Origin of the sequence: Paenibacillus sp. GCM10023252 (assembly GCF_042653305.1) — a bacterium.
Classification (GTDB): Bacteria; Bacillota; Bacilli; order Paenibacillales; family Paenibacillaceae; genus Pristimantibacillus.
In genome coordinates, this window is record NZ_JBHSHW010000043.1 from 106,636 (window position 1) to 129,412 (window position 22,777).

At 51.5% G+C, this 22,777-nt stretch carries 23 protein-coding genes and 1 other annotated feature; of the genes, 21 read left to right on the plus strand and 2 right to left on the minus strand.

The genetic code is table 11. The features are described 5' to 3' along the window. Positions 1–51: 51 nt before the first annotated feature. The gene (locus tag ACFO9Q_RS22635) at positions 52–279 is read right to left on the minus strand and encodes a DUF1128 domain-containing protein (RefSeq protein ID WP_379185845.1); all 228 of its coding nucleotides are present in this window, start codon (positions 277–279) and stop codon (positions 52–54) included. 147 nt (positions 280–426) lie between these two features. Between ACFO9Q_RS22635 and yyaC the strand changes: the two genes are divergently transcribed. From yyaC to ACFO9Q_RS22740, 21 genes are all read left to right on the plus strand, one after another. Next, a complete protein-coding gene (gene yyaC / locus ACFO9Q_RS22640; protein ID WP_379185846.1) occupies positions 427–987 on the plus strand; it encodes a spore protease YyaC in 561 nt (186 codons plus the stop codon). Continuing rightward, positions 974–1,825 (plus strand): alpha/beta fold hydrolase, encoded by an 852-nt coding sequence (locus tag ACFO9Q_RS22645; protein WP_379185847.1) that lies wholly within the window; start codon positions 974–976, stop codon positions 1,823–1,825. Before yyaC ends, ACFO9Q_RS22645 begins: the two co-directional genes overlap by 14 nt. Before the next feature lie 5 nt (positions 1,826–1,830). Continuing rightward, complete coding sequence (locus ACFO9Q_RS22650; RefSeq protein WP_379185848.1) at positions 1,831–2,493, plus strand: DUF6483 family protein; 663 nt, start codon at positions 1,831–1,833, stop codon at positions 2,491–2,493. 25 nt (positions 2,494–2,518) lie between these two features. Continuing rightward, complete coding sequence (locus tag ACFO9Q_RS22655; protein WP_379185849.1) at positions 2,519–3,694, plus strand: class I SAM-dependent methyltransferase; 1,176 nt, start codon at positions 2,519–2,521, stop codon at positions 3,692–3,694. Between the two features lie 114 nt (positions 3,695–3,808). Then, the gene (locus tag ACFO9Q_RS22660) at positions 3,809–5,491 is read left to right on the plus strand and encodes a diguanylate cyclase (protein ID WP_379185877.1); all 1,683 of its coding nucleotides are present in this window, start codon (positions 3,809–3,811) and stop codon (positions 5,489–5,491) included. Positions 5,492–5,621: 130 nt separating this feature from the next. Further along, positions 5,622–6,704 carry an HD-GYP domain-containing protein gene (locus ACFO9Q_RS22665; protein ID WP_379185850.1) on the plus strand — a complete coding sequence of 361 codons (1,083 nt, stop codon included), beginning with the start codon at positions 5,622–5,624 and terminating at the stop codon, positions 6,702–6,704. 96 nt (positions 6,705–6,800) lie between these two features. Continuing rightward, entirely contained in the window at positions 6,801–7,154 is a 354-nt protein-coding gene (locus tag ACFO9Q_RS22670) for a hypothetical protein (RefSeq protein ID WP_379185851.1), read from the plus strand. 222 nt (positions 7,155–7,376) lie between these two features. Further along, positions 7,377–8,246, plus strand: a complete 870-nt coding sequence (locus ACFO9Q_RS22675) for a YitT family protein (RefSeq protein WP_379185852.1) — start codon at positions 7,377–7,379, stop codon at positions 8,244–8,246. Between the two features lie 146 nt (positions 8,247–8,392). Then, complete coding sequence (gene thiL, locus ACFO9Q_RS22680; RefSeq protein WP_379185853.1) at positions 8,393–9,526, plus strand: thiamine-phosphate kinase; 1,134 nt, start codon at positions 8,393–8,395, stop codon at positions 9,524–9,526. A gap of 13 nt (positions 9,527–9,539) precedes the next feature. Next, complete coding sequence (tsaE, locus tag ACFO9Q_RS22685; RefSeq protein ID WP_379185854.1) at positions 9,540–10,040, plus strand: tRNA (adenosine(37)-N6)-threonylcarbamoyltransferase complex ATPase subunit type 1 TsaE; 501 nt, start codon at positions 9,540–9,542, stop codon at positions 10,038–10,040. After that, on the plus strand, positions 10,033–10,986 hold the full coding sequence (gene tsaB / locus ACFO9Q_RS22690; RefSeq protein WP_379185855.1) for a tRNA (adenosine(37)-N6)-threonylcarbamoyltransferase complex dimerization subunit type 1 TsaB: 954 nt from the start codon (positions 10,033–10,035) through the stop codon (positions 10,984–10,986). Before tsaE ends, tsaB begins: the two co-directional genes overlap by 8 nt. Then, positions 10,983–11,471 (plus strand): ribosomal protein S18-alanine N-acetyltransferase, encoded by a 489-nt coding sequence (gene rimI / locus ACFO9Q_RS22695; RefSeq protein WP_379185856.1) that lies wholly within the window; start codon positions 10,983–10,985, stop codon positions 11,469–11,471. The genes tsaB and rimI overlap by 4 nt, the downstream gene beginning before the upstream one ends. Next, positions 11,468–12,544 carry a tRNA (adenosine(37)-N6)-threonylcarbamoyltransferase complex transferase subunit TsaD gene (gene tsaD, locus ACFO9Q_RS22700; RefSeq protein ID WP_379185857.1) on the plus strand — a complete coding sequence of 359 codons (1,077 nt, stop codon included), beginning with the start codon at positions 11,468–11,470 and terminating at the stop codon, positions 12,542–12,544. Before rimI ends, tsaD begins: the two co-directional genes overlap by 4 nt. A gap of 143 nt (positions 12,545–12,687) precedes the next feature. Beyond that, on the plus strand, positions 12,688–12,918 hold the full coding sequence (locus tag ACFO9Q_RS22705; protein WP_379185858.1) for a hypothetical protein: 231 nt from the start codon (positions 12,688–12,690) through the stop codon (positions 12,916–12,918). Between the two features lie 91 nt (positions 12,919–13,009). After that, positions 13,010–13,315: a binding site (T-box leader), on the plus strand. A gap of 61 nt (positions 13,316–13,376) precedes the next feature. Beyond that, positions 13,377–14,939 (plus strand): 2-isopropylmalate synthase, encoded by a 1,563-nt coding sequence (locus ACFO9Q_RS22710; RefSeq protein WP_379185878.1) that lies wholly within the window; start codon positions 13,377–13,379, stop codon positions 14,937–14,939. A gap of 362 nt (positions 14,940–15,301) precedes the next feature. Next, a complete protein-coding gene (locus tag ACFO9Q_RS22715; RefSeq protein WP_379185859.1) occupies positions 15,302–16,051 on the plus strand; it encodes an ABC transporter ATP-binding protein in 750 nt (249 codons plus the stop codon). A 59-nt stretch (positions 16,052–16,110) separates the two neighbouring features. Then, on the plus strand, positions 16,111–16,383 hold the full coding sequence (locus ACFO9Q_RS22720) for a hypothetical protein (protein ID WP_379185860.1): 273 nt from the start codon (positions 16,111–16,113) through the stop codon (positions 16,381–16,383). 147 nt (positions 16,384–16,530) lie between these two features. Continuing rightward, entirely contained in the window at positions 16,531–17,370 is an 840-nt protein-coding gene (locus tag ACFO9Q_RS22725; protein ID WP_379185861.1) for a polyprenyl synthetase family protein, read from the plus strand. Between the two features lie 104 nt (positions 17,371–17,474). Continuing rightward, positions 17,475–17,645 carry a competence pheromone ComX gene (gene comX, locus ACFO9Q_RS22730; RefSeq protein ID WP_379185862.1) on the plus strand — a complete coding sequence of 57 codons (171 nt, stop codon included), beginning with the start codon at positions 17,475–17,477 and terminating at the stop codon, positions 17,643–17,645. Between the two features lie 29 nt (positions 17,646–17,674). Beyond that, positions 17,675–20,071, plus strand: a complete 2,397-nt coding sequence (locus ACFO9Q_RS22735; RefSeq protein WP_379185863.1) for an ATP-binding protein — start codon at positions 17,675–17,677, stop codon at positions 20,069–20,071. After that, complete coding sequence (locus ACFO9Q_RS22740; protein WP_379185864.1) at positions 20,049–20,699, plus strand: response regulator transcription factor; 651 nt, start codon at positions 20,049–20,051, stop codon at positions 20,697–20,699. The genes ACFO9Q_RS22735 and ACFO9Q_RS22740 overlap by 23 nt, the downstream gene beginning before the upstream one ends. Before the next feature lie 129 nt (positions 20,700–20,828). Here the strand turns inward: ACFO9Q_RS22740 and ACFO9Q_RS22745 are convergent, their stop codons facing one another. Next, positions 20,829–22,772 carry an ABC-F family ATP-binding cassette domain-containing protein gene (locus ACFO9Q_RS22745; protein WP_379185865.1) on the minus strand — a complete coding sequence of 648 codons (1,944 nt, stop codon included), beginning with the start codon at positions 22,770–22,772 and terminating at the stop codon, positions 20,829–20,831. Positions 22,773–22,777: the final 5 nt, after the last annotated feature.

Genomic DNA, 22,777 nt, shown 5'->3' on the forward strand with positions numbered 1-22,777 from the left:
TTAATGCAAGTTATTGTTACATATTGGGATAATATGGCGAACATCTAATTGCTAGTTACGTTGTCTCAGCTTGCCTAATTCCGATACGAGGGCTTCGACTTCACTGATGCTGAAGTTGTTCTTGGAAGCGACCACTTCGTATAGATCACGAATATCTTCGTATTGCTCCAGCTTGAAGTTGGAAGATTGCATAGCGGCACCGCTTGCCATCCTTAGCTTGGTCTTAATCGCTTCAATCATGAATGATATATTCTCTTCTGTTGCTGTATCCAGATTCATTCCTTAACCTCCTAGGGCGATCTTGTCTATGGGTCATTGTACCATGTATAGGGCGGATGCCGCTACAAATTGAAGGTGCCTGGTGAATTCGGGTACAATGAATGACACAGATGTTGTTCATTATGATTAACAAGGCTGGTGCCCCTTATGACCTTACTTAACTTGGAATATGTGCCGACAGATCAACAGGCGCTGCATGCATTCTTCCGCAGCGTCGCGAAGCTTCATCCCAAGCGGGACCAGATTCAATTCATCTGCATTGGAAGCGACCGCTCCAGCGGAGATTCCTTCGGCCCTCTCGTAGGGACGATGCTTCAGCAGCGCGGCTGGCGAGTGACGGGAACATTGAAGCAGCCCTGCGATGCACATGGGGTGGAGCCGGCCATAGCAGCTCTTGATCAGGATCGCATCATTATTGCCGTTGATGCTTGCCTGGGCAAGTCGGTAGGGCAGTATATCATGAAGGACAAGCCGCTCCAGCCAGGGCAAGCGATAGGCCGGAGGCTGCCGCCGGTAGGCCATTACTCGGTAGCGGGGGTCGTGAACGAAGCAGGCCCTAAGCCATACTGGAAGCTGCAGACGACTTCGCTGTACCTCGTCCTGCAGATGGCGAATAAGGTTGTTCATGCTGTAAGCGAGGCATGGCAGCCATTAGACAGCAGTCAGCTTAACCAACTTGAAGGAGTGATAATAGATGACGAATGCTAAGGCAGTTACGATAGCTAATGAGAGCATTCAGCTTGAACAGGGTGTACAGCTTGCCTATTATGATTCAGCTCCAGCCCTTGATGGAATCGGAGCTATATCCTCACAGGTTATCGTACTTCTTCATGGCTATTGCGGAAGCTCGGCCTACTGGGAGCAGATTGTTCCACTGCTTGAAGCGCATGCAAGAGTCATTGCCGTCGATCTTCGCGGACATGGTGCTTCCTTCGAAGCTTCGGAGGAAGTGTATACGATGGATCTCTTCGCACAGGATATTAAGCAGCTGATTGAGCGGCTTAACCTGCCGAAGGTATGTCTGCTCGGACATTCCTTGGGAGGGTACGTGACGCTTGCAGCAGCAGAAGCTTATCCGGAGCTGCTCGGCTCAATCGGACTTATTCATTCTACTTCCCTGCCTGACGGGGAGGAGGCGAAGGCGAATCGGGATAAGGCCGCTCTAGCTATTCAGACGAATGGGGTTCAAGAGTTCGTGAACGGACTTGTTCCGAAGCTGTTCTCCCCCGAGCATGTGACTGCCATGGCAGAAGCAGTCCAGCTGACGAAGGAGATTGGATATGGTACGAGCGCCCGCGGCGCCTCGGCGACAGCGCTCGGGATGAAGGGTCGGCCTGATCGCACGAGCGTCCTTCAGCAATCTCCCCTCCCTATTCTATTAGTGGCGGGAGCCAGGGATGGCGTCATTCCGCCTGAGAGGACCTTCATTGTCGATAAGCCTGCTGTTAAGAAGGTTACGCTCGAGCTCTCCGGACATATGAGCATGCTGGAGGAGTCAGAGCGGCTTGCAGCTGCCATTGTTGATTTTGCAGCCGGCAGGGCCTGAGCCATATGTTCCAACGGGATTACTTGATGAGAATGATTAGTCAGATGACTGAGGCTCTTGGTCAGGTGATGGGCCTCAGGCGAGAGCTTAAGCATGTCGAAGCGCTGCTCGTCATTGATGAGCTGCTGGACAAGAAGTTCCGGCTGAACGGGAGGCTCATCCGCTCCTTGTCCGAAGAGGACCTGATCTCGATGATGACGACCAGCGGCGTCATGGAGGAAGATAATCTGGGGGCCATCGCCCTGCTGATGAAGCAGGAGGCAGAGATCTACGAGGAGCTCGGCAAGGAGGAAGCCAGCTTCGCCCTCCATGTGAAGTGTCTGCAGCTGGTGATGAGATTGTCTCTTAGGGACGCACACCCGTCGCTCATGAATCCGGTGAAGGAGGCGTATGCACTGCTAGACGTTCTCTCACCTTATGAGCTGCCTGCAGCAACCAAGGAGCTGCTCATGGAATGGTACGAGTCCCAAGGGAGATTCGATCTGGCTGAGAATACGCTCTACGAACGGATTAGGCAGGGCGGATTGATGCTATCTGAGGCGGAAGCATTCTACCACCGCCTGCTGCTCCAACCCGATGAGCGACTTGTGGGTGGCGGCTTGCCGCGGGCAGAAGTGATTCAGGGACTTGCTGATCTTAAGGTTACACAGACGACTGACAGTGAATGACAGCGAATGAGAGGAACAATGGACAATGACGGAGCAATGGCAGCAAGATATACAGCAATGGATTCATGATGGGAAGCTGCAGCAAGCAACCTTGAGCGGGCTTCGCCGCAAGGATGCCGGCTATGCGCCGCGCACGGTCATTCGGCCGATCCAGCTGAAGGACGGACTGTATTATCAGTTCGAGTCTCATCACGCGAACAAGGCACTGCATACGAATGTGCCCGCCGAAGACGCGGCAAGCCGCTGCATCGAGCTCGTTCAGCAGGCGTATAAGCAAGTGCACATGAAGCTTGCCCAAGAGGATGTACAGATTCTATTCAGTAAGAGAGGCAAGGCAACGATCCTTCGGCGAGCAGCCGATAATGCCAAGGGAGCTGGTGAGCCAGCGCAGCATAACCGGCAGAAGCAGCGAATCATTCCGGAAGGCTCGCCAGCCCCCTTCCTCGTCGAGCTCGGGATTATGACACGAGACGGCAAGGTACACGCTCAGAAGCAGGATAAGTACCGTCAGATTAATCGATTCCTTGAGATGGTCAACGATGTTGTTCCTCACCTGCCGAAGGATCGCGAGCTGACGATCGTTGACTTCGGCTGCGGCAAGTCGTATCTGACCTTCGCGCTCTACCATCTGCTGCATGTCGTGGAGCAGCGGGAGGTGCGGATTATTGGACTTGATCTGAAGGCAGACGTCATCTCCTTCTGCAGCAAGCTGGCTGCGCAATTAGGCTATGACCGGCTGCAATTCCAAGTGGGGGATATCGCTGAATTCGACGAGCTTGTTCATGCTGATATGGTCGTTACGCTGCATGCATGCGATACGGCAACCGATGCCGCGCTCGCCAAGGCTGTAGGTTGGGGGGCTTCCGTTATCTTATCTGTTCCATGCTGTCAGCATGAAGTAATGGGGCAGGTGAAGAACGACGTGCTCTCACCAATTCTGTCACAAGGGCTGCTTAAGGAGAGATTCTCTGCTCTGGCTACTGATGCGGCAAGAGGAGCACTGCTGGAGACATTAGGCTACAAGGTTCAGATGCTGGAATTCATTGACCCTGAACATACGCCGAAGAATTTGCTTATTCGCGCATTTCGGGGAGAACAGAAGCTTTCCCTTGAGAAGTGGAAGCAATATACAGCCTTCAGGGATCATTTGCAGATTAATCCAGCATTGGAGCGATTGTTATCCGACCGATGGCCTATATGAGCCGCGTGTGAATTAAGCTTTAAGCACTAAATCTCTAATTGTCGCCCCGATTAACATTTGATACAATGGAAGAAGATGGCTTAATAAATGGATGGGTGAAGCGTATTGGATTGGATGATGTGGCTGGACTTCGGCTGTTCGATTGTTCTGCTCGGCTTATTTTTTTACGTGCTGGCCTTCAGCTCAATTACCGTTTTACATAAAATCTATGGTGTCGTTCATTTTATATTTTTACTTTGGCCGTTTTTTCAATTTCTAGCCCAGACGGCAGATGACGCTCGATTTGCGTTGCTCTTTTTATCAACGGCTTATGTCGCGTTGTCATTGCTTGGCGCTTGCTGGCTGGTCTTCACGATCTTCCTGACCGGCCAGTCTTATGTGCTGCGCAAGCTTCGATTATTTATGCTAATGACTCCGGCCATGATCTCAGCGGGCATTATTTTATTCAATCCTGCAGGGATGTTCATTGATATCCGTTTAACGGAAGGCTTAGACCCGCTCAGTCAACTGAATAACGGACCATTGTTCTGGATTATGTTCGCTGAGTTGATTTTATATTTTTCTATATCTTTTGCCATTATGCTGCATACACTGCGCAAGGATGCTTCAGCCCGCCACAAGCGGCTTGTGAAGACGGGCATGAACGGAATTATCATGCTGATTCTGTTCGGAATAGCCGATATGCTTCTCAATATCTTGTTCAAGCCATATTCCACCTACTACTTCCCGCTTATGTCGATAGGGTTCTCCTTATCCGGGATGTATCTGGTTCATGCTATAGCCCGCCACAAGGTATTCGACATCATTCAGCTCGTTCAGCGGGATGTTATGAATACGATGTCTACCGGCATTATCGTATTGGATGAGGATGATACGATATTGGAGGTTAATCGCGTACTAAGGCCCATGCTGCGGTTAAGAGTCGGCGATCCTCTCCATCCCAATATGATTACTAGTCAACTGAATGCGGCTTCGGCGTCTGAGTTCGAGCAATTCTTAATAGCGATGAGACGGCATCCGCTGGAGAGAATGGAGCTTGAGATGACCTTCCACCTGGACAAGTACCGGCACGTCATCATGCAATATGCTCCTATTATGAGCAACAAGAAGGCGCTGCTCGGCAGAGTATTGACCTTCCAGGATGTGACAGAATTCAGAATGCTGGTGGAAGAGACGAACATTCAGAATGAGATGCTTCAGGAACGGAACCAAGAGCTGATCGTGATGCAGGATGAGCTCCATGAAGCGAACCGCAAGCTGGAGCATATGGCGATTACGGACTCGTTGACGGGATGCTATAATCGGCGCTTCCTACTTCAGCAGCTGGAGCATGAAGTTATCATTAACTTGCAATATGGAGTTCCATTCTCCATCTTCCTATTCGATATTGATCTGTTCAAGGGCATCAATGATACATATGGACATCTCGTTGGCGACGAAGTGCTGTGCAGCACGGTTGAAGCAGTCAGAGGCACTCTCAGGTTAACCGATCTGCTAGCTCGCTACGGCGGAGAGGAGTTCACGGTCTATCTTCCCCATACGAGCAAGGACCAGGCCGAGCTAGTAGCCGAGCATGTGAAGGAAGCGGTGGAGCAGAATGTTGTCTCTACGGGTATAGGCAACCAGAAGGTGTCGGTCACCATCTCTATGGGGGTTCTCTGTATCGAGGAGCAGGACCGCCGGAGAATTGATAATCCGAAGGCGTATCTAAGAGAGTTGCTGGCCGAGGCAGACGCCGCCCTGTATGAGGCCAAGTTTCAAGGCAGGAATCGTATCGTCAAGCGCAAGCTCGCGTAGCTTGCGTTTTTTGGTATACTTCGGCAAGTGGCATATAGCAGATTAATTAGGCTCATAGTCAGGCTAGCTTGAATCTGATAGAATAGTGACGTTCCGGTAATTAGGTTCGTTACGAAGGCGGGTATTGGGTATGAGAAAAGTACAAATCGCATTAATTAAGCCTGGCGATAAGCTGGCTAAGCCGGTATTGCAAGAGAATGGTAACGTGCTGCTCGGAGCAGGCGTGGAACTAAACGAACGATTCATCGCCAGGCTTCGCAATCTCGGAATTGACACGTTGTTCATCGAAGACGAGTTGACAGAAGGTATCGAGCCGCAGGACACGTTGCGTGATGAGACTCGTAAGCATGCGGCTGAGACTATATACAAGACTATGAATACGTTCAGGGACCAAGTCGGAGTCAAGGGCAGGGCAATCGCTCCTGATATGGGACGCAACTTCCGCAAGATTTTCGGAGAAATCATGCAGGACTTAGCTACCCGAGAGACGATGCTAGTGAACCTGACCAGCATTCAAGTAACAGACGCCTACTTGTTCCAGCACTCCGTCAATGTAGCGGCTCTAGCCGGCATTATCGGGATCGCCAAGGGATTCAATCGCAATCAGCTGGAGGAACTAGGTATTGGTGCACTCTTGTTCGATATTGGCATGACGAAGGTTCCGAAGTCACTGCTGAATCATGGAGGTGCGCTTACTGATACAGACCGCAAGCTCATTCAGTCCCATACGTCTGAAGGGTTCGATATTCTGCGCAAATACCATGATATCTCACTCGTCTCTGCTCATTGTGCACTGCAGCATCATGAGAGATATGACGGCTCAGGCTATCCGCGAGGATTGAAGAAGGATGAGATTCACCTGTATGCTCAGATTGTCGGGCTTGCTGATGTCTATGATGCCTTAACCTCACCTCGTCCCTACCGTAAGCGGTACACGCCTACAGAGGCGATTGAATTCTTATTCGCTGCTGGCGGAACCTACTTCGACTTCGAATTGATTAAGCTGTTCTGCCGGCACATCTCCATCTATCCGGTTGCAACGACCGTGCTGTTAAGCTCAGGCCAGACTGGGGTCGTATCCGCTAACAATGAGCTTGCTCTGCATCGTCCTACGATTCGAATCATCCAGGAGCCAGACGGCAGCAAGCCTCGCGGACTCATTGAGATTGATCTGAAGAACGAGCTGTCGATCTCGATCGTCAAGGAGCTATAGCGGTCCCGTTCCCTAAAATAGTTCAACAACTAGGAGCTAGACCAGTCCTTCTCCTTCTATCATGCATACGATAGGAGAAGAAGGAGTGTGATATAGATGGCTAAACGATTAAAGCCACCTTATTACGGTATAAAAGGCAAAGGTAAAGTAATCTCGGCAACTAGGAAGGCATCGGCTCTTCAAGTAGGCCCTACCTTCAGCCGACTAACGGTCCTCTGGGTGGGCAGCAATGGCGTTCCCTTCGATACGAGCGGCTTCTTCGCTCGATTGTTCCGCGGCAATTCCATTGTTCAGACAGCGAGCTTCGATGGATTCGGCGTCGTTCGATTCAGCCGTGTCAGCACGTTAACTACAGTATCTTATACCATTCGACTATACAATGAGAATGGGGTGCAGTTCCGAGTGAGAACGATTCCTGCAGGCGTTCAGACGTATGCGGTTATCGGCTAAGGAACTGACTATAGTCAATATTACGTTGGAGGACTTTCCACCGAGGTCATTATGGACCGAGGAGGAAGTCCTCCTTTAATTTTGCGATAGTGCAGGATAACGAGAGATAAATTATAGATAATAGGCAATAAAATAAGATAATCTGGTCAAAACCTTGGAATTCCATCGAAAATGAGCTAAAATGAATATAAATCAACTTTGGATGAGAGAGGAGAGAGGATTATGGCAAAGCATCAGCATGTTAAACTATCTAATCTTGAATTGGCTAAGCGCATATTGTTCATTACAATCGGCGCAACGCTCATGGCCGTCGGTCTGGAGATCTTCCTTGTTCCTAACAATCTAATTGACGGCGGAATCGTTGGCATCTCAATCATCGTGGCGCATCTAACCGGACTGCCGCTTGGCGCCTTCTTATTCTTATTGAATCTTCCATTCCTTATCTTAGGCTACAAGCAGATTGGCAAGACCTTCGCTATGTCTACACTGTACGGAGTTACTGTCATGTCAATTGGCACCTTCCTGCTGCATCCTGTGGCTCCGTTGACCGAGGAATTGTTCCTCGCCGCGATCTTCGGCGGTGTCATCCTGGGTATTGGCGTCGGGATGGTCATCCGATTCGGGGGCTCCCTTGATGGAACTGAGATTATTGCCATCCTGGTTAACAAGAAGTCGCCATTCTCCGTCGGAGAGATCGTCATGTTCTTCAACTTCTTCATCCTGGCAAGCGCTGGGTTCATCTTCGGGTGGAACGAGGCGATGTACTCTCTCATTGCTTACTACATCGCGTTCAAGATGATCGATGTCACGATTGAAGGCTTCGATGAGTCCAAGTCGGTCTGGATCATTAGCGAGGATGCCAAGGAAGTAGGCGATGCGATCATGAGCCGTCTTGGCCGGGGCGTTACCTACCTTCATGGTGAGGGCGGGTTCACGGGAGGGACGAAGAAGGTCATCTTCTGCGTCATTACGAGGCTGGAGGAAGCGAAGATGAAGTCGATCGTACATGAGCTGGATCCTTCTGCCTTCCTGGCTGTCGGCAACATTCATGATGTGAAGGGCGGACGGTTCAAGAAGCGTGATATTCACTAACTGTTCCACGCCTCCTTAAGACTGCAAGCATGATTAAGCTACGAGCAGGCTGCTTCTTGCCCAAGAAGCAGCCTTCTCTGCGTGAATATAGGGACACCAGCTGTGCATGCTTGTTATATCGCTATAGGACGAGACCCATCGTTAACATGATGCGGAGGTTGCTTGCCTATGCTGGGAATACTATAATAGGGTCAATATCTTATACGGTCCGGAGGCGAGCAACGAAGATGGATGAATTTGCTCGCATTCGCCACTGGACGGCAGGGCGGCATAGCTCGGAATGGCTCGATCAGCGAGGCGTTATTGTCGGGATTGGCGATGATGCTGCTGTCATCGAGCCGCGGCTGGAGCTGGCCGGACTTAGCGGCCCGCTGCAGTGGCTGATGGCCGTCGACACGATGGTGGAGACGGTCCACTTCAATAGCATGACGATGGAGGATGGCGACATCGGCTACAAGGCATTAGCGGCGAATATTAGCGATATCGCCGCGATGGGCGGGGTTCCGCTGCACGCGCTCGTATCGGTGAGCGTGCCTGCGGCTTACGGGCCGGAGCGGATGCGCCGGCTGTACGATGGGCTGTACGCCTGCGCCGAGCAATATGGCGTGGCGATTATTGGCGGCGACACAACCTCGTCGCCGCTGCACTTGGTCGTCGCCGTGACCGTGACGGGTGCCGTCGAGGCGGGCAAGGCGCTGCGGCGCTCCGGTGCGAAGCCCGGAGACGCCGTGTTCTTGACAGGCCCGGTCGGCTTGTCCGCCGCCGGGCTGCACGTGCTCAGCGCGCCCGCCGGCGAGGCGGTCCGCGCGGAAGCGGGGGGGCTGGCGGCGCTGGTGCAAGCGCACCGCCGCCCTGCCCCGTCTGTGCGCGCCGGCCGGCTGCTGCAGGCGCGCGGCACTTGCACGTCGCTGAACGATGTCAGCGACGGCCTTGCTAGTGAGGCGGCGGAGATTGCCGCCGCCTCGCACGTGCGGCTCGCGCTCCACGAGGAGCTGCTGCCGCGCAGCGGTTCCATGGCTGCGTATGCCGGCCTCTGCGGCCTGTCCGCGCTGGATCTCATGCTCTACGGAGGAGAGGACTATGTCCTCCTCGGCACGATGGCTGCAGAGGACGCGGCTGCAGCGAAGGAAGCTTTTCACCAGGAGGGCCTGCCCTTCTTCCTCATCGGAGAGGTGGAGGCTGGTGAGCCGGGCGTGGAGCTCATTACACGCAAGCAGAACGGTAAGTCGCTTAGCCGAGCTAGGCTGGAAGCGCGAGGTTATAATCATTTTCAAGGATGAACGGGTGAGGCTAGTGGGTAAGGAGATAGGACAGGCCGTGTGGCTGGCGGAGAGTGAGCAGGATACGGTCAGATTGGCTGAGCGTCTGGCTGCTTGGGCTCAGGCGGGCGATATGCTGGCGCTTGATGGAGACTTGGGCGCGGGGAAGACGAGATTCTCTAGCGCTTATGCGAAGGCGTTAGGCGTGCCTGGTGTAGTGAATAGTCCGACCTTCACAATCATTAAGGAATATACGGGCAGCAAGCTGCCTCTGTACCATATGGATGTCTATCGATTGTCGTTGGACGAAGCAGATGAGCTCGGGCTGGATGAGTACTTCTATGGCGAGGGGGTCACGATTGTCGAGTGGGCCAGCCTCATCGAGGAGCTGCTGCCGGAGGAGCGGCTTCAGCTCTTCATTGAGCATCTGGGCGGAGATTCCCGCCGAATTAGGATGACCGGCATCGGACAGCGATATGCACAGTGGTGTCAGGCTCTGAGCCGTGACGATGGGAGCAGAGGAACGAATGAGTAACCTAATGGATGATTATAGTCAGATACAAGCTCATATAGAGGAAGGCCGCTCGGAAGCGGACGTCATCCTGGCGCTGGATACCTCTACTGCCGCTATGGCAGCAGCGATCGTGCGAGGAGCGGAGGTGCTTGGCGAGGTGCAGTCGCTTGCGGAGCGCAATCACTCCGTTCATGTGATAGAGCATGTATCGGACCTAATTGGGGGAAGCGGTCTGTCCCAAGATGAGATTAGTCTCATCGCTGTCGGCAGCGGACCAGGATCCTACACCGGGATGAGAATCGCAGCAAGCGCGGCGAAGACGCTCGCTTGGGTGTGGGGAATCCCGCTAGTGAGCGTGTCCAGTCTGGAGGGACTTGCTTACGGAGCATGGCGGACGGCGGCCCAGCCGCAATCGGCCGAGCCGCAATCAGCCATGCAGCAATCGACCATCTCGCAGTCGGCCAAGCCGCAGTCGGCCAAGCCGCACTCACCTACGCTATCAGCTCAAGCACAACTGAACCAGCCGCAGCAGGCTGATCCTGCTTCAATTACCGCTGCAACCCATTGGGTCGTGCCGATTATGGATGCTAGACGGGGACAGGTCTACACGTCTCTATTCCTGGCAGGAGCAGATGGGAGCTGGACCCGTGTAGAGCGGGATGGTGTTCGGCTCATGAGCGATTGGATTGCTGCTCTTGCGGAGAAGGCTGCAGCTCATAACGTCTCTTCCATCACGATTACAGGGGATATTGCCCTTCATGAAGAGCAAGCCTTGCGGCTGCATCAGCTGGTCGCTGCCGAGGTAAGGCTTCAGCCTTACATAATGGAGGGACGATGGCTGGCCGCACTTGGAGCCAGAGAGGCTGCAGAGGGCGGCGGCATCGATCCGCATGCGTTCGTTCCCAACTATACCCAGTTGACCGAAGCGGAGGTCAATCTGAAGGCTAGAGGAGCTGGCCATATATGACGACAGATGTGAATTCATTCGTCTACCGGTCGATGCAGCTGGAGGATATCCCGGCAATCGTAGCGATTGAGCAAGAGGCGTTCACCGGCCCGTGGACGGCTGAAGCGTTCACGAATGAGCTGACGCAGAATCACTTCGCCAAGTATATGGTGATGGAGGATGAGCAGCATATTATCGGTTATGGCGGCATGTGGGTCATTATAGATGAGGCACATGTGACGAACATAGCGATTCGCCGCGATTATCGCGGACAGGGTCTTGGGAAGAGGCTGTTGATGGAGCTTCAGCGGACCGCCGTGTTCTTCGGGGCTTCCCGAATGACGCTCGAAGTGCGTGTCTCCAACCAGATTGCCCAGCAGCTCTATGTGAAGCTAGGCTTCCAGCCATCCGGGGTTCGCCCCAAGTATTATTCAGACAACGGGGAGGACGCCCTCATCATGTGGGCGGAGCTGACTCCGGACAGAGCAGGTGAAGGGGCATCATGAACGATTCAATTGAACAATTAGGACAACACGCCTTGCAAAATACAGGAGTCATACTAGCCATAGAGACCTCATGTGATGAGACCTCTGTTGCTGTTATTCAAGACGGAAGGAAGATTCTATCCAATGTCATCTCCTCCCAGATCGAGACCCATCAGCTGTTCGGCGGAGTGGTTCCCGAGATCGCTTCCAGGAAGCATGTGGAAGTAATTACGATTATTATTGAGGGAGCACTGAATCAATCAGGGCTTGCCCTTAAGGATGTGTCCGCAGTCGCTGTAACTCAAGGACCGGGTCTAGTAGGGGCGCTGCTTGTCGGGATAGTAGCCGCTAAGAGCTTGTCTATGGCGCTGAATGTCCCGCTTATTGGAACTCATCATATTGCTGGTCATATCTATGCCAATCAACTGGTACATGAGCTCACCTATCCATGCTTGACTCTTGTAGTATCCGGCGGCCATACGGAGCTGGTTCTATTAGAGAGGGAAGGACACTTCAAGATTATTGGACGTACGAGAGATGATGCGGTTGGGGAAGCCTATGATAAGGTTGCCCGTGCCCTCAAGCTGCCTTATCCGGGAGGACCGCACATCGACCGTCTGGCTCATGAAGCGGAAGGAGCCATACCGCTTCCGCGCGCTTGGCTCGAGGCGGATTCCTATGACTTCAGCTTCAGCGGAATTAAGTCAGCAGTGCTCTCGTCCATTAATCAAGCAACCATGAAGGGTGAGGCTGTTCAGGCCGCTCAGCTTGCCCTTGGATTCCAAGAGTCTGTTATTGACGTATTGGTTACGAAGGCGGTCCGGGCCGTACGTGAATTCGGAGCAACGCAGCTTCTCTTGTGCGGCGGTGTTGCTGCGAATCGAGGGCTCCGAGCTGCACTTGCGGCTCGTTGTGAAGAGGAGCAGATTCCGCTGCTCATTCCACCTCTCACGTTATGCACCGACAATGCAGCGATGATAGGCGCAGCAGCCCATCTGAAGTGGCAGCGAAGAGAATACAGCTCCCTTGATCTGAAGGCAGATCCTTCTCTATCTCTTGAAGAATGGTCCGTCAGCCAGCCTGTCACCTTATAGTCTGTTTATTTTGAATTGACAGATTATTTCAACACAACTATAATAACAACCATCCTCACTTAATCACATATGGATGGAAACGCAATGAACAGGAACAGTAAGGCTAATCCGGGAAGGCTCTAACCGCTGGCAAGCGGCAGAGCATGAGAGAGCTGCGGGCGGTGCAACGCAGCCGAAGGACACCTGAAGCTCGCCTGGGAGCGGAACGGCGGAACACTTCGCGGCCATGGAAGCGGAGCCTATACGTCGTCACGGCTAACCCCCGTCATCGGGTACACATCTGTACAGCTTACGGGCTTGCATCTGTGTCTGAGGTGGGCATCTACTCTAGCGAGCATAAGGATGTCAACAAGGGTGGTACCGCGCAGGACTGATTACAGCCTGTCGTCTCTTGATTACGATCAAGGGGACGACAGGCTTTTTTTGCATGCCATATAGGACAATGACAATCAATTAATTAATCACTTACACGCAATGAACAGGAGCAGTAGATTGAGACTCAGCGGTACAGAGAGCTGCGGGATGGTGCGACGCAGCCTGCTGACAATCGAACTCGCCTGGGAGCGTCAAGATGGAGCAGGTGCATGTACATGTGCCCTTACATCCTGACGGCTGGCCGCCGTTATCGGGTCATCAAGCGGGCCGGTCCCGCAAGGAAGCATGAGCCAGGCATCCTTATTAAGCTGCCAGTATTCATTCATCCATGCTCCTGCTCCAGGACCGGTCAACAAGAGTGGTACCGCGGCAAGGCAAGAGCCTGTCGTCTCATCATTAGGAGACGACAGGCTCTTCGCTATTCACTGAACGATGAACCTAACTATATTGGAGGATGATGAGCATGAGACAGATTACGATAATGGATACTACCTTAAGAGATGGAGAGCAATCACCCGGAGCATCCTTGCCACCGGAGAAGAAGATAGTGATAGCAAGACAGCTGGAGCAGCTCGGCGTGGATGTCATTGAGCCAGGCTTCCCCATCTCAAGCCCAGGGGAATTCGCAGCCGTTCAGCAGATTGCCAGAGAGTTGCAGCAGACAGAGATTGTCGGGTTCGCGAGGGCGATGAAGGGGGATATTGACGCAGCTGTCCGAGCTACTCAAGATGCGGGAAGACGAAGGCTCCATCTGTTCATCTCGTCGTCCGAAATCCATCTTGATTATCAATTGAAGAAGTCTCGTGAGCAGGTTGTTGAGATTGCCCGGACTATGGTCGCTTACGGGAAGCAATTCGTGCAGGAGATCGAATTCTCCCCTATGGATTCCACCAGGTCAGGAAGGGAATTCGTCATAGAGCTGGTGGAAGCGGTCATTGCGGAAGGTGCAACCATCATTAACCTGCCCGATACATTAGGCTACGCCTTGCCGGAGGAGTTCGGTGAATTGTTCCGTGTCGTGCGGAAGCAGGCAAGGGGAGGCGAGACCGTCCGGTATAGCGCCCACTGCCATAATGACTTAGGTCTTGCCGTTGCCAACAGCTTGGCTGCCATCCAAGCAGGAGCTTCGCAGGTCGAGTGTACGATTAACGGGGTCGGGGAGAGGGCAGGGAACTGCTCGCTCGAGGAGCTGGTTATGGCCATTGAGACGAGGGCGGATAAGCTGCAGGCTCAGACGAACATCACGCCTTCCCAGATTTATGAGACCTCAAGGATGGTGAGCCAGGCCATGCGCTTCCCCATCTCATACAACAAGCCCATCGTAGGAAGGAACGCTTTTCAACATGAGTCGGGAATCCATCAGGATGGTCTGCTGAAGAATCGGAGCACATACGAGATTATGGATCCTGAAGCGATGGGCATCCCCCGCAGTATGATTATACTGGGCAAGCACTCGGGCAGGCACGCGCTGAAGCACAGGCTGGCTGAATATGGGGTTAATATCCGCCCTGACGAACTGGACGTGCTATACAACCGCTTCAAGGTGGAGGCGGATCAGCACCAAGTTATATCCGATGACCAGCTTATTCGAATGGCAGGGGAGATGACTGCGACTCAGACTAGTCCCTATGAGCTGCTTGATATGCAAGTGCTATCTGGCAGTCACCGCCTGCGGGTAGCAAGCGTCACGGTACGTGAGCAGGAGAGCGGGGAAGACAGGAGCTATACCGCCATGGGCGCAGGTCCGGTCGAAGCGGTCATTCGCTGCATCGGTCAAGCCATTCCAGCCGCAGTGCAATTCGAGGATCTTGAGCTGCACTCTATACGAGCTGGGGAAGATGCGCATGGGGAGGCTGTAGTTACCATCATTTATCAAGATGAGCGGTTCCGTGGAACCGCTGTTCATGAGGATATCATTTTTGCGGCTGCGCAGGCTTATATTGCGGCATGCAATCAGGCATTGTTGAAGCGAATCGGCACTCGGGCAGCTGCATCAACAGTACAAGAGGATGCGGGCTAGGCCTTGTGGGTAACCGGTTAATATTTTTTTCATAAAATGCTCCGCACATCTGTGGATAAAGTGGATAAATAAAGGATAGTGAAGGCCGCCCTAATCGATTAACGGGGTTAACCTTTACAATCCTTTATTTTTTATCGCCATATATCGACTGAATTAACTAACAATTTATCTAATGATGTGGATAAGTCTGTGGATAACGGGGATAGATTATGTGTTCACACCTGCCCCGCAATACAGATTACGTGGATTCGCAGAACGGTTTTCGTTTGCAACTCCATTCTATTGCGATATGGTAGTAAGCAGAGAAGCATGTATATTCCTGCCGCAAGGCCAGTTCAATCATGAATGGAGGGTATCACATTATGAAGCAGCAGACAGTCATTGAAGTTCGTGAAGTGAGCAAGAGCTATGGTTCGAATCAAGCGGTTGATGAGGTGTCTCTAGACGTACAACAGGGCGAGATTCTAGGCATTATTGGTACGAACGGAGCAGGCAAGAGTACTCTGCTCGAGATGATGATGGGTCTTCGGAAGCCGGACAGCGGGCATATTGATGTGCTAGGACTCACAGTGAGCGAGCAATCCGAGCAGCTCAAGGAGCATATAGGTATATATATGCAGAGCACGTCGTTGCTTGATCGGCTGACGGTCCTGGAAGCTCTTCAGTTGTTCCAATCCTTCTATACGCGCAAGCGTGATCTTGCATTGATTATAGAGCAATTCGGTCTTGAGCCTCATCTGAATCGGCTCGTTAGACGCTTGTCGGGAGGTTGGCAGCAGCGGGCAGCACTAGCGCTTGCAGTCGTGAATGATCCCGCCGTTCTATTCCTGGATGAGCCAACGACAGGGCTTGATTACCAGACAAGAGCAGAATTCTGGTCGCAGCTTGCTGAACTGAAGAGTCAGGGGAAGACTATTGTATTAGCCTCTCATGATATGGGTGAGGTACAGCGCAAGTGCGACCGAGTCATTGTGATGAGGAGAGGCAAGGTGGTTGCTTGTGATACACCTCCAGGACTGATCTCACAGCTTCCCGAGATGAGTCATACCATGGAGGCGGTATATGTCCACTTAGCCGTTGAACAAGGAGGGAGCTTCGTAAGTACTTACTAGAGGAAGATTGACATAGCACTTGCATGCATCCGCGTACCGTTTTAAGGAGGTCTCTGATCATGGATCAAGGCGAAGGCTTCACAAGTCCGTCAGTCGACCGCAAGGAGCTCATTGAGCAACGAATGCAGATGCTGGCTGCCCTGCTTAATCAGATGAATCAAGGTGGTGAATTAGAGTCGGAAGAGCTGGACCTGCCCCCTGCTCAATCACTTGACCGTAAGGTTTCAATATATGATGAACTTCCATTTCTTAAGAGAATAGTAGGTTGGTTGTATAGAATTCATCTCTCACAATCTTCGGTTGCTCGATTTTTCACCCATCGTGTAAAATAAAAATATGAAAAAAATGGTGAAATGCGAGGGCTGAACACATTGGAACAAGATATTCAAGCCATTCATTTAGAAATTGAACGCCTTATGACAACCTATTTTACCGCTGAGCCTTTAGCCCTATATGCGAGAAGTTTTCACGAGGAAAAAATGAAGGAGCCGATGAAGTTCGGCTTGCTAACGCTGCTTCATTACCGAATGTTCCATGGGTCGGATCCCTCCATATATCGGGCTGCTGCTTCTGTTGAACTGTTCATACTAGCCTCCGATATTCTCGATGATCTGGAAGATGGGGATGCGTCATCCAAGGTATGGATGCAATGCCCGTCTTCCATTGCGCTTCATGTAGCCTCAACCTTCCTCTCCCTCTCTCAGCATGCGCTTCTAAGCAGTGGCTTCAAGACAGAGTACTTGCTCCCAGTTATGGAGATGGCATCCCTTCAGCAGCTTCAGTCAGCCAACGGACAGATGCTTGATCTGCATAATCACATATCCGACGATGATAGCTATCTTGCTATGGTGAAGAGCAAGTCAGCTTCTTTGTTGATCTATGCTTGTATGACGGGTGTTATGCTGGCTGGGCGAACGTGGCATCCTATCGTTGCTGAATATGCGCAAGAGGTCGGAATCGCTGCTCAGATTAAGAATGACAAGCGAGATCTGCTGCGCTTTGATGAGAAGAATGACTTCCTGAACCGGAAGCGGACGCTGCTTACCATATTCTTGCTAGAGAGTGTGACACCCGAGCAGCAATGGATTGTCGATTATTATGAGCGGCGCATCCCGATTGAGGCCATTCAGGGACAATACCACCAGCTGGAGCCGATCTGTGAGGCTAATGGAACCCTGCTATATGCCTCAGTGATGATGCGAATGCACTATAACCGATTTGTAGAACTGCTGGATTCGTTGGACGAAGCGGGACCATTCCGGAATGAATTTCTGCAACTTCTGTCTCATGAAGGAGAATTACCGCAAATACCGCAATGAGGTTTGCGGGAATTACGAATCACTTTGGCGTTTTGCGTCGATAGAATCTCTGCTATAGTAGAATCAGTAAATGATTCTACTATAGCAGAGGAGGATGTAAGAATATGTTAAAAGATGCGATTCGTTCATTGGTTGGTAATTCCGACAAGATGTCTATGGTTATGGGTGGACAAATGCAGCTTGCTGGCGTTTCTGTTGTAGAACAAAAGGCTCTCCTGGGTGAGCTTAAGCAAAAAGGCGACAAAAAGGATAACTACCTATTCGTTTGGAACTAATGATGTAACTACAGCAGGAGGAGGTCGAGATGAGAATCAGATTACGCCAGTCACTTGCAGTGATTCTCTTCCTGTTCATTATTACTTTTTTCTTGCTCTACCTTACAGTGGTCATGTTTCGACAGCCATTCATCGGAGTCGAGATTAAGAGAGAGTTGGGCGGCCATTACATCGTGAAGTCTTTGGAGCCAGCCGGACAGGCTTTGGCCAAGGGGATGACGGTGGGCGATCGGATTATATCCGTAGATCATAAGCCAACAGGTCAGTTCGACAATGTACGCAAGTTTCTCTCTATAGAGAATGCATCTAGTATCGTTGTCTTACATAGCAATCAGGAAGAACAGACTATCCGGTTTGAAAAAGGTTGGAGCCGGGAACATTCGGGTTGGGAGCTGTTCATTCAGCTCGTCATTTCAGGAATTTCCCTATTCGTGTTTTGTGCCTTTTCTATCTTTTTATACTTGAAGAGAAAAGACGACGAAGCTGCTCTCATGCTCATTTTATTTTTCATTACAATCGGTCTCTCCTACTACAGCTCCGCAGCCTCTTACTTGCGAGATCCAGTAGGCATTTCATTCATTTATGTCGTACTGCCGTTTGTACCCATTTTATTTTTGCAGTTCATGAACATGTACTTGAAGAGGTATCACGTTACGTTTATAAGCGTATCGCTCCAGAGCTTCTTGTTCAGCTGCGTTACGTTTGTCGGACTTTTCAGTCTGTTGTACATTTGGACCGATTTATTTTCAAGCGAGATGTTCGAATACATCAGACTTGCTTACTACGGTATTCTCCTTTTAGGCAATTTTATTTGTGTATATATGCTCGTAAGGAAGTTTTTCAAGCATCGCTACACGAAGCTAAGCTCGTTGTTCAAGATTACCCTCTCGTCGCACTTGGTTGCATTTACACCGTTTGCTACGATGAACTTATTGCCTCTATTCGTAGGGGGAGAGCAGATTCTGCCTGCGGCGTTCACAGCGCTTTTCCTGTTTGTACTGCCGGTCGTTTATTTCTATCTTCTCACTTCTAACAAGCTCTTTGACATTGACTTCATCCTAACAAGGTTCAAATATTATACTTCTCTAGCCTTCGTTCCAGCGGCGCTCGTAGTAGGCTGTGTCGCAATCGTTGTGAACAATATGGAGGAGCAATCCTGGATCTCTTGGTTCCAGATATTCGTTGTTGTCTACATTGGCATGACCTTGTTCTTGTACGGGAAGGAACTGATCGATAATCGGTTCCGGCCGAAGCTGTTCAAGGCCATGTACAGCTATCAGGACAGCTTGGATCGATTCTCTCGGCAGATTGCCCGTGTGATGAAGAGAGCCGATCTCGAGACGGTGCTGAAGAGGGAGATTGGAGCACTGCTCCCAGTGGCTCGCATTGAATTCCTGCTCGTGGATCATATTGAACGGGAAGTTACTCCGTCAGGGGACACACATGACGAACAAGAGACAGCTGGTTACTTGCTCCAGATCTCGGACAAGCTCCAGGTCGGAGAAGTCATTAGCCTTCCTCATGGTCTCGGTCTCGTAATCGGCAGGCAGCGTACAAGGTTCCACTTAGTGTGGATCGGCTCGAAGACGAATCATACCAGGTTCAACTCGGACGAGCTCCGTTGGCTGAAGACGATGGCCAACTATGCCAGTATCGTATTCGAGAATCTGTATCTGATCGAAGGATTAATTGAGGATCTTGAATCTGAAGTGCGGAAGGAGCAGACAACCTCTCCATGGGTGCTGCGGCTGTTGTTCTGCCTCTCGGAGAATGAGCGGCGCAAGCTCGCTGCGGATCTTCATGACTCTGCACTTCAGGATCAGCTGATATGGTACCGCAAGCTGGAATCACTCATGATGGATTACGATATGCCTGATGCACTGGGGCAGGAGCTGGAGAGCATTAAGGAAGGTCTGCTTGATGTTATTCACCAGATTCGGGAGACTTGCAACGAGCTTCGCCCTCCGCTGCTCAAGGAGATGGGCATCGTTGAGGCAGTAGAATCCATCGTCGAGCACACGCAGATGAGAGTGAACTTTGCTGTCGAGTTCAGGGCTAAGCCCCTCCCAAGACCGCTTAACGAAGAGCAGATTACAGCGATCTATCGCATCGTGCAGGAGCTGCTTCGCAACGCTGACAAGCATGCTCAGGCTGATCGAATTACGCTTGAGATTGAGCAGAAGAATCACAATATATTTTTCCGCTACACGGATGACGGCATTGGGATGGACGTTAATCAGATGAATGCCTCATTCGAACATATGGGTCTCTCTGGAATCAAAGAACGAGTAACGAGCCTTGAAGGCGAGGTTACCTTCCGGTCACAACGCGGCAGCGGTCTTGAAGTGGTCATTCAATTACCAGAGACCATGACAACAAGCCGATCCGAGAGGGGTATAATGCGTGATTCGTATCTTATTAGTTGATGATCATCCTTCTGTAGGTGAAGGAACCAAGACGATGATCGAGCAAGATCCGGAGATGAATGTAACCGTCGTTCTATCCGCTATGGAAGCCATTGATGCGGTACAATCCCATTCGTATGATATTATTCTCTGCGATCTTAATATGCCTGGCATTAGCGGTCTCGAGTTAACGAAGAGACTCATTCAGCAGGATCCGGATCGCAGAGTGTTAATCTATACAGGTTACGAGATTAGCTCTCACTACAATCTATTAATTGAATCAGGAGTATGCGGATTCATATCGAAGACGGTATCCCGTGAACAGCTGCTGAATGCCATCCGTTGTACGATGAGGGGAGAGGCCGTTGTCCCTATTGCTCTACTGAAGCAGCTAAGACGCAACGAAGCCAAGTTCTCTCGGGGTGAGAAGGTTGTTGAGGAAGTGTCCATCAATGAACGCGAGCAATCGATTCTGCAGGAAGTGGCGAGCGGCAATAGCAACAAGGACATTGCCTGCAAGCTTCATATGAGTCAGCGGACGGTGGAGTACAATCTAACCCGAATATTCGAGAAGCTGGGTGTCAGGTCCAGATCCGAGGCTATTGTAGAGTCCAAGCGATTAGGACTCGTTAGGATGGAGCAATTTTAATGTGGTGTTTCTGTTACCGGCTTAGCCGGTAGCATTTAACATATGGTGTTTTTCGACGTAGTTTCCCCTCTTTGATGCTTAGCTGCTATAGCTAAGCATCCCTTTTTATTTTTCAGAGGTGAATAGGTACTACGCCATCAGCTCTTCCCATACAGAGTAAGCATCAGCGAGAGCTGCCTTCTTGGCGGAGATGAGCTCTTGAATCTCTTGGAGCCGAATATAGTCGTTGTATATGGCAGGATCGCTAAGTTGCTCCTCCAGCTGCTCCGTATCCGCCTCCAGCTTGGCGATGTCGAGCTCCAGTTGCTCCAGCTTACGCTGGCGCCCTCGCTCTTCACGCTTAGCTTGCTTCTCTGCTTCATAAGACTGAGCTACAGGGGATGAGACGGCAGAGGCTGCCTTACCTGAGCTGCTAGCCGCTTGCTTGGCTAAGGCTTCCTGCCTTGCTTCTTCAATCTCTTGCTTCTTCTCTAGCATATCATCATAATTGCCCAGGAAATGCTCGGCCCCGCCAGGAGATAATTCAATCATCCTCTCTGCCATCTTGTTGAGGAAGTATCGGTCATGAGAGATGAACAAGAGCGTTCCGTCATAGTCGAGCAATGCGGATTCCAGCACTTCCTTGCTGTATAGATCAAGATGGTTAGTAGGCTCATCTAGTATGAGGACATTCGCCTTGTTCAGCATAAGCTTGGCAAGCGACACCCTGGCCTTCTCTCCGCCGCTTAACGTTGAGATCTTCTTAAGCACATCCTCACCGCTGAAGAGGAAGCTGCCAAGCACAGTACGGATGCGAGCCTCTTCCATTCCAGGATAGGCGCCCCATACTTCCTCGAGGATCGTATGGTTCGGATTGAGCCCAGTCTGCTCTTGATCGTAATAGCCTATCTTGACATTGGCACCCCATCGAATCGTGCCTCCAGCAGGCTGATTCTGACCAACAAGGGCCTTAAGCAGAGTGGACTTGCCGATGCCATTAGGGCCAATCAGGGCGGCGGTCTCTCCGCGCTGCAGCTGGAAGGAGACGTTATGGAAGAGAGGCTTGTCTTGGCCAGTGAACTGCACGGATAAGTCCCGGACATCGAGCACATCCTTCCCTGTCATTCGTTCGATCTCGAAGGAGAAGTGAGCTTTCTTCAAGTCACCCAGAGGCTTGTCCATGACATCCATCTTGTCCAACAGCTTGCGGCGGCTCTGCGCTCTCTTCGTCGTGGAGGCACGTACTATATTCTTCTGGATGAATTGCTCGGTTCGGGCAATCTCATCCTGCTGCTTCTCATAGTGCTTCAGCTGCGTCTCGTACTCCGCTTCCTTGAGCTCCATGTAGCGGCTGTAATTGCCTGTATACCGCTTCGCAGAGTTGCGTTCAATCTCGATAATGGTGTTAGCGAGCGCGTCCAAGAAGTAGCGGTCATGAGAGACGACGAGGATAGCTCCGGCATAACCTCTCAGATAGCCTTCCAGCCAGGTTAACGTCTCAATGTCCAGATAGTTGGTTGGCTCGTCCAGCATCAAGAGATCGGGGGATTGCAGCAGAATGCGTGCTAAGGCAAGCCGGGTCTTCTGCCCGCCGCTAAGTGTATGGATAGGAGTGTCAAGGGCGAAGGTGCCGAAGCCCATGCCGTGAAGAACGCTGTTAATCTTCGTATTCATCTCATAACCGCCTTGCTCTCTGAACCAGTCGGAGCGGCGGGCATATCGCTCCAGCGTATCCTCGTATCGCTTAGCATCCTGATGCAGAGCAGGGTCTGCAATCTGATGCTCCAGTTCACGAAGCTCCTCTTCGGCCTCCAGCAGGTGGCTGAACACAGCTCGCATCTCGGCAAGGATGGTTCGGTCAGACTGAAGCCCGCTGTTCTGAGCAAGATAGCCGATCTTAGTATCTCTAGCTCTATGAATGGTGCCAGAGTCCATGGAGAGCTCTCCGGCAATAATCTTGAGCAGAGTGGACTTGCCCGCGCCATTGACGCCGACCAGACCAATTCGCTCACGTTCGAGCACCTGCATCGTAATATGTGAGATGACAGGGGTTACCCCATAGCTCTTCGTTACATCAGATACTTGCAGCAGCATAAGTA

Coding starts and splice junctions, on each gene's coding strand:
- ACFO9Q_RS22705 (WP_379185858.1), top strand. CDS start 12,688: ATGAGAGAGCTGCGGGCGGTGCAACGCAGCCGAAGGACACCTGAAGCT.
- tsaB (WP_379185855.1), top strand. CDS start 10,033: ATGAGTAACCTAATGGATGATTATAGTCAGATACAAGCTCATATAGAG.
- ACFO9Q_RS22715 (WP_379185859.1), top strand. CDS start 15,302: ATGAAGCAGCAGACAGTCATTGAAGTTCGTGAAGTGAGCAAGAGCTAT.
- ACFO9Q_RS22710 (WP_379185878.1), top strand. CDS start 13,377: ATGAGCATGAGACAGATTACGATAATGGATACTACCTTAAGAGATGGA.
- ACFO9Q_RS22645 (WP_379185847.1), top strand. CDS start 974: ATGACGAATGCTAAGGCAGTTACGATAGCTAATGAGAGCATTCAGCTT.
- yyaC (WP_379185846.1), top strand. CDS start 427: ATGACCTTACTTAACTTGGAATATGTGCCGACAGATCAACAGGCGCTG.
- comX (WP_379185862.1), top strand. CDS start 17,475: ATGTTAAAAGATGCGATTCGTTCATTGGTTGGTAATTCCGACAAGATG.
- ACFO9Q_RS22720 (WP_379185860.1), top strand. CDS start 16,111: ATGGATCAAGGCGAAGGCTTCACAAGTCCGTCAGTCGACCGCAAGGAG.
- ACFO9Q_RS22670 (WP_379185851.1), top strand. CDS start 6,801: ATGGCTAAACGATTAAAGCCACCTTATTACGGTATAAAAGGCAAAGGT.
- rimI (WP_379185856.1), top strand. CDS start 10,983: ATGACGACAGATGTGAATTCATTCGTCTACCGGTCGATGCAGCTGGAG.
- ACFO9Q_RS22655 (WP_379185849.1), top strand. CDS start 2,519: ATGACGGAGCAATGGCAGCAAGATATACAGCAATGGATTCATGATGGG.
- ACFO9Q_RS22725 (WP_379185861.1), top strand. CDS start 16,531: ATGAAGGAGCCGATGAAGTTCGGCTTGCTAACGCTGCTTCATTACCGA.
- ACFO9Q_RS22675 (WP_379185852.1), top strand. CDS start 7,377: ATGGCAAAGCATCAGCATGTTAAACTATCTAATCTTGAATTGGCTAAG.
- ACFO9Q_RS22650 (WP_379185848.1), top strand. CDS start 1,831: ATGTTCCAACGGGATTACTTGATGAGAATGATTAGTCAGATGACTGAG.
- tsaD (WP_379185857.1), top strand. CDS start 11,468: ATGAACGATTCAATTGAACAATTAGGACAACACGCCTTGCAAAATACA.
- ACFO9Q_RS22660 (WP_379185877.1), top strand. CDS start 3,809: ATGATGTGGCTGGACTTCGGCTGTTCGATTGTTCTGCTCGGCTTATTT.
- ACFO9Q_RS22635 (WP_379185845.1), bottom strand. CDS start 279: ATGAATCTGGATACAGCAACAGAAGAGAATATATCATTCATGATTGAA.
- ACFO9Q_RS22665 (WP_379185850.1), top strand. CDS start 5,622: ATGAGAAAAGTACAAATCGCATTAATTAAGCCTGGCGATAAGCTGGCT.
- ACFO9Q_RS22735 (WP_379185863.1), top strand. CDS start 17,675: ATGAGAATCAGATTACGCCAGTCACTTGCAGTGATTCTCTTCCTGTTC.
- ACFO9Q_RS22745 (WP_379185865.1), bottom strand. CDS start 22,772: ATGCTGCTGCAAGTATCTGATGTAACGAAGAGCTATGGGGTAACCCCT.
- thiL (WP_379185853.1), top strand. CDS start 8,393: ATGATGCGGAGGTTGCTTGCCTATGCTGGGAATACTATAATAGGGTCA.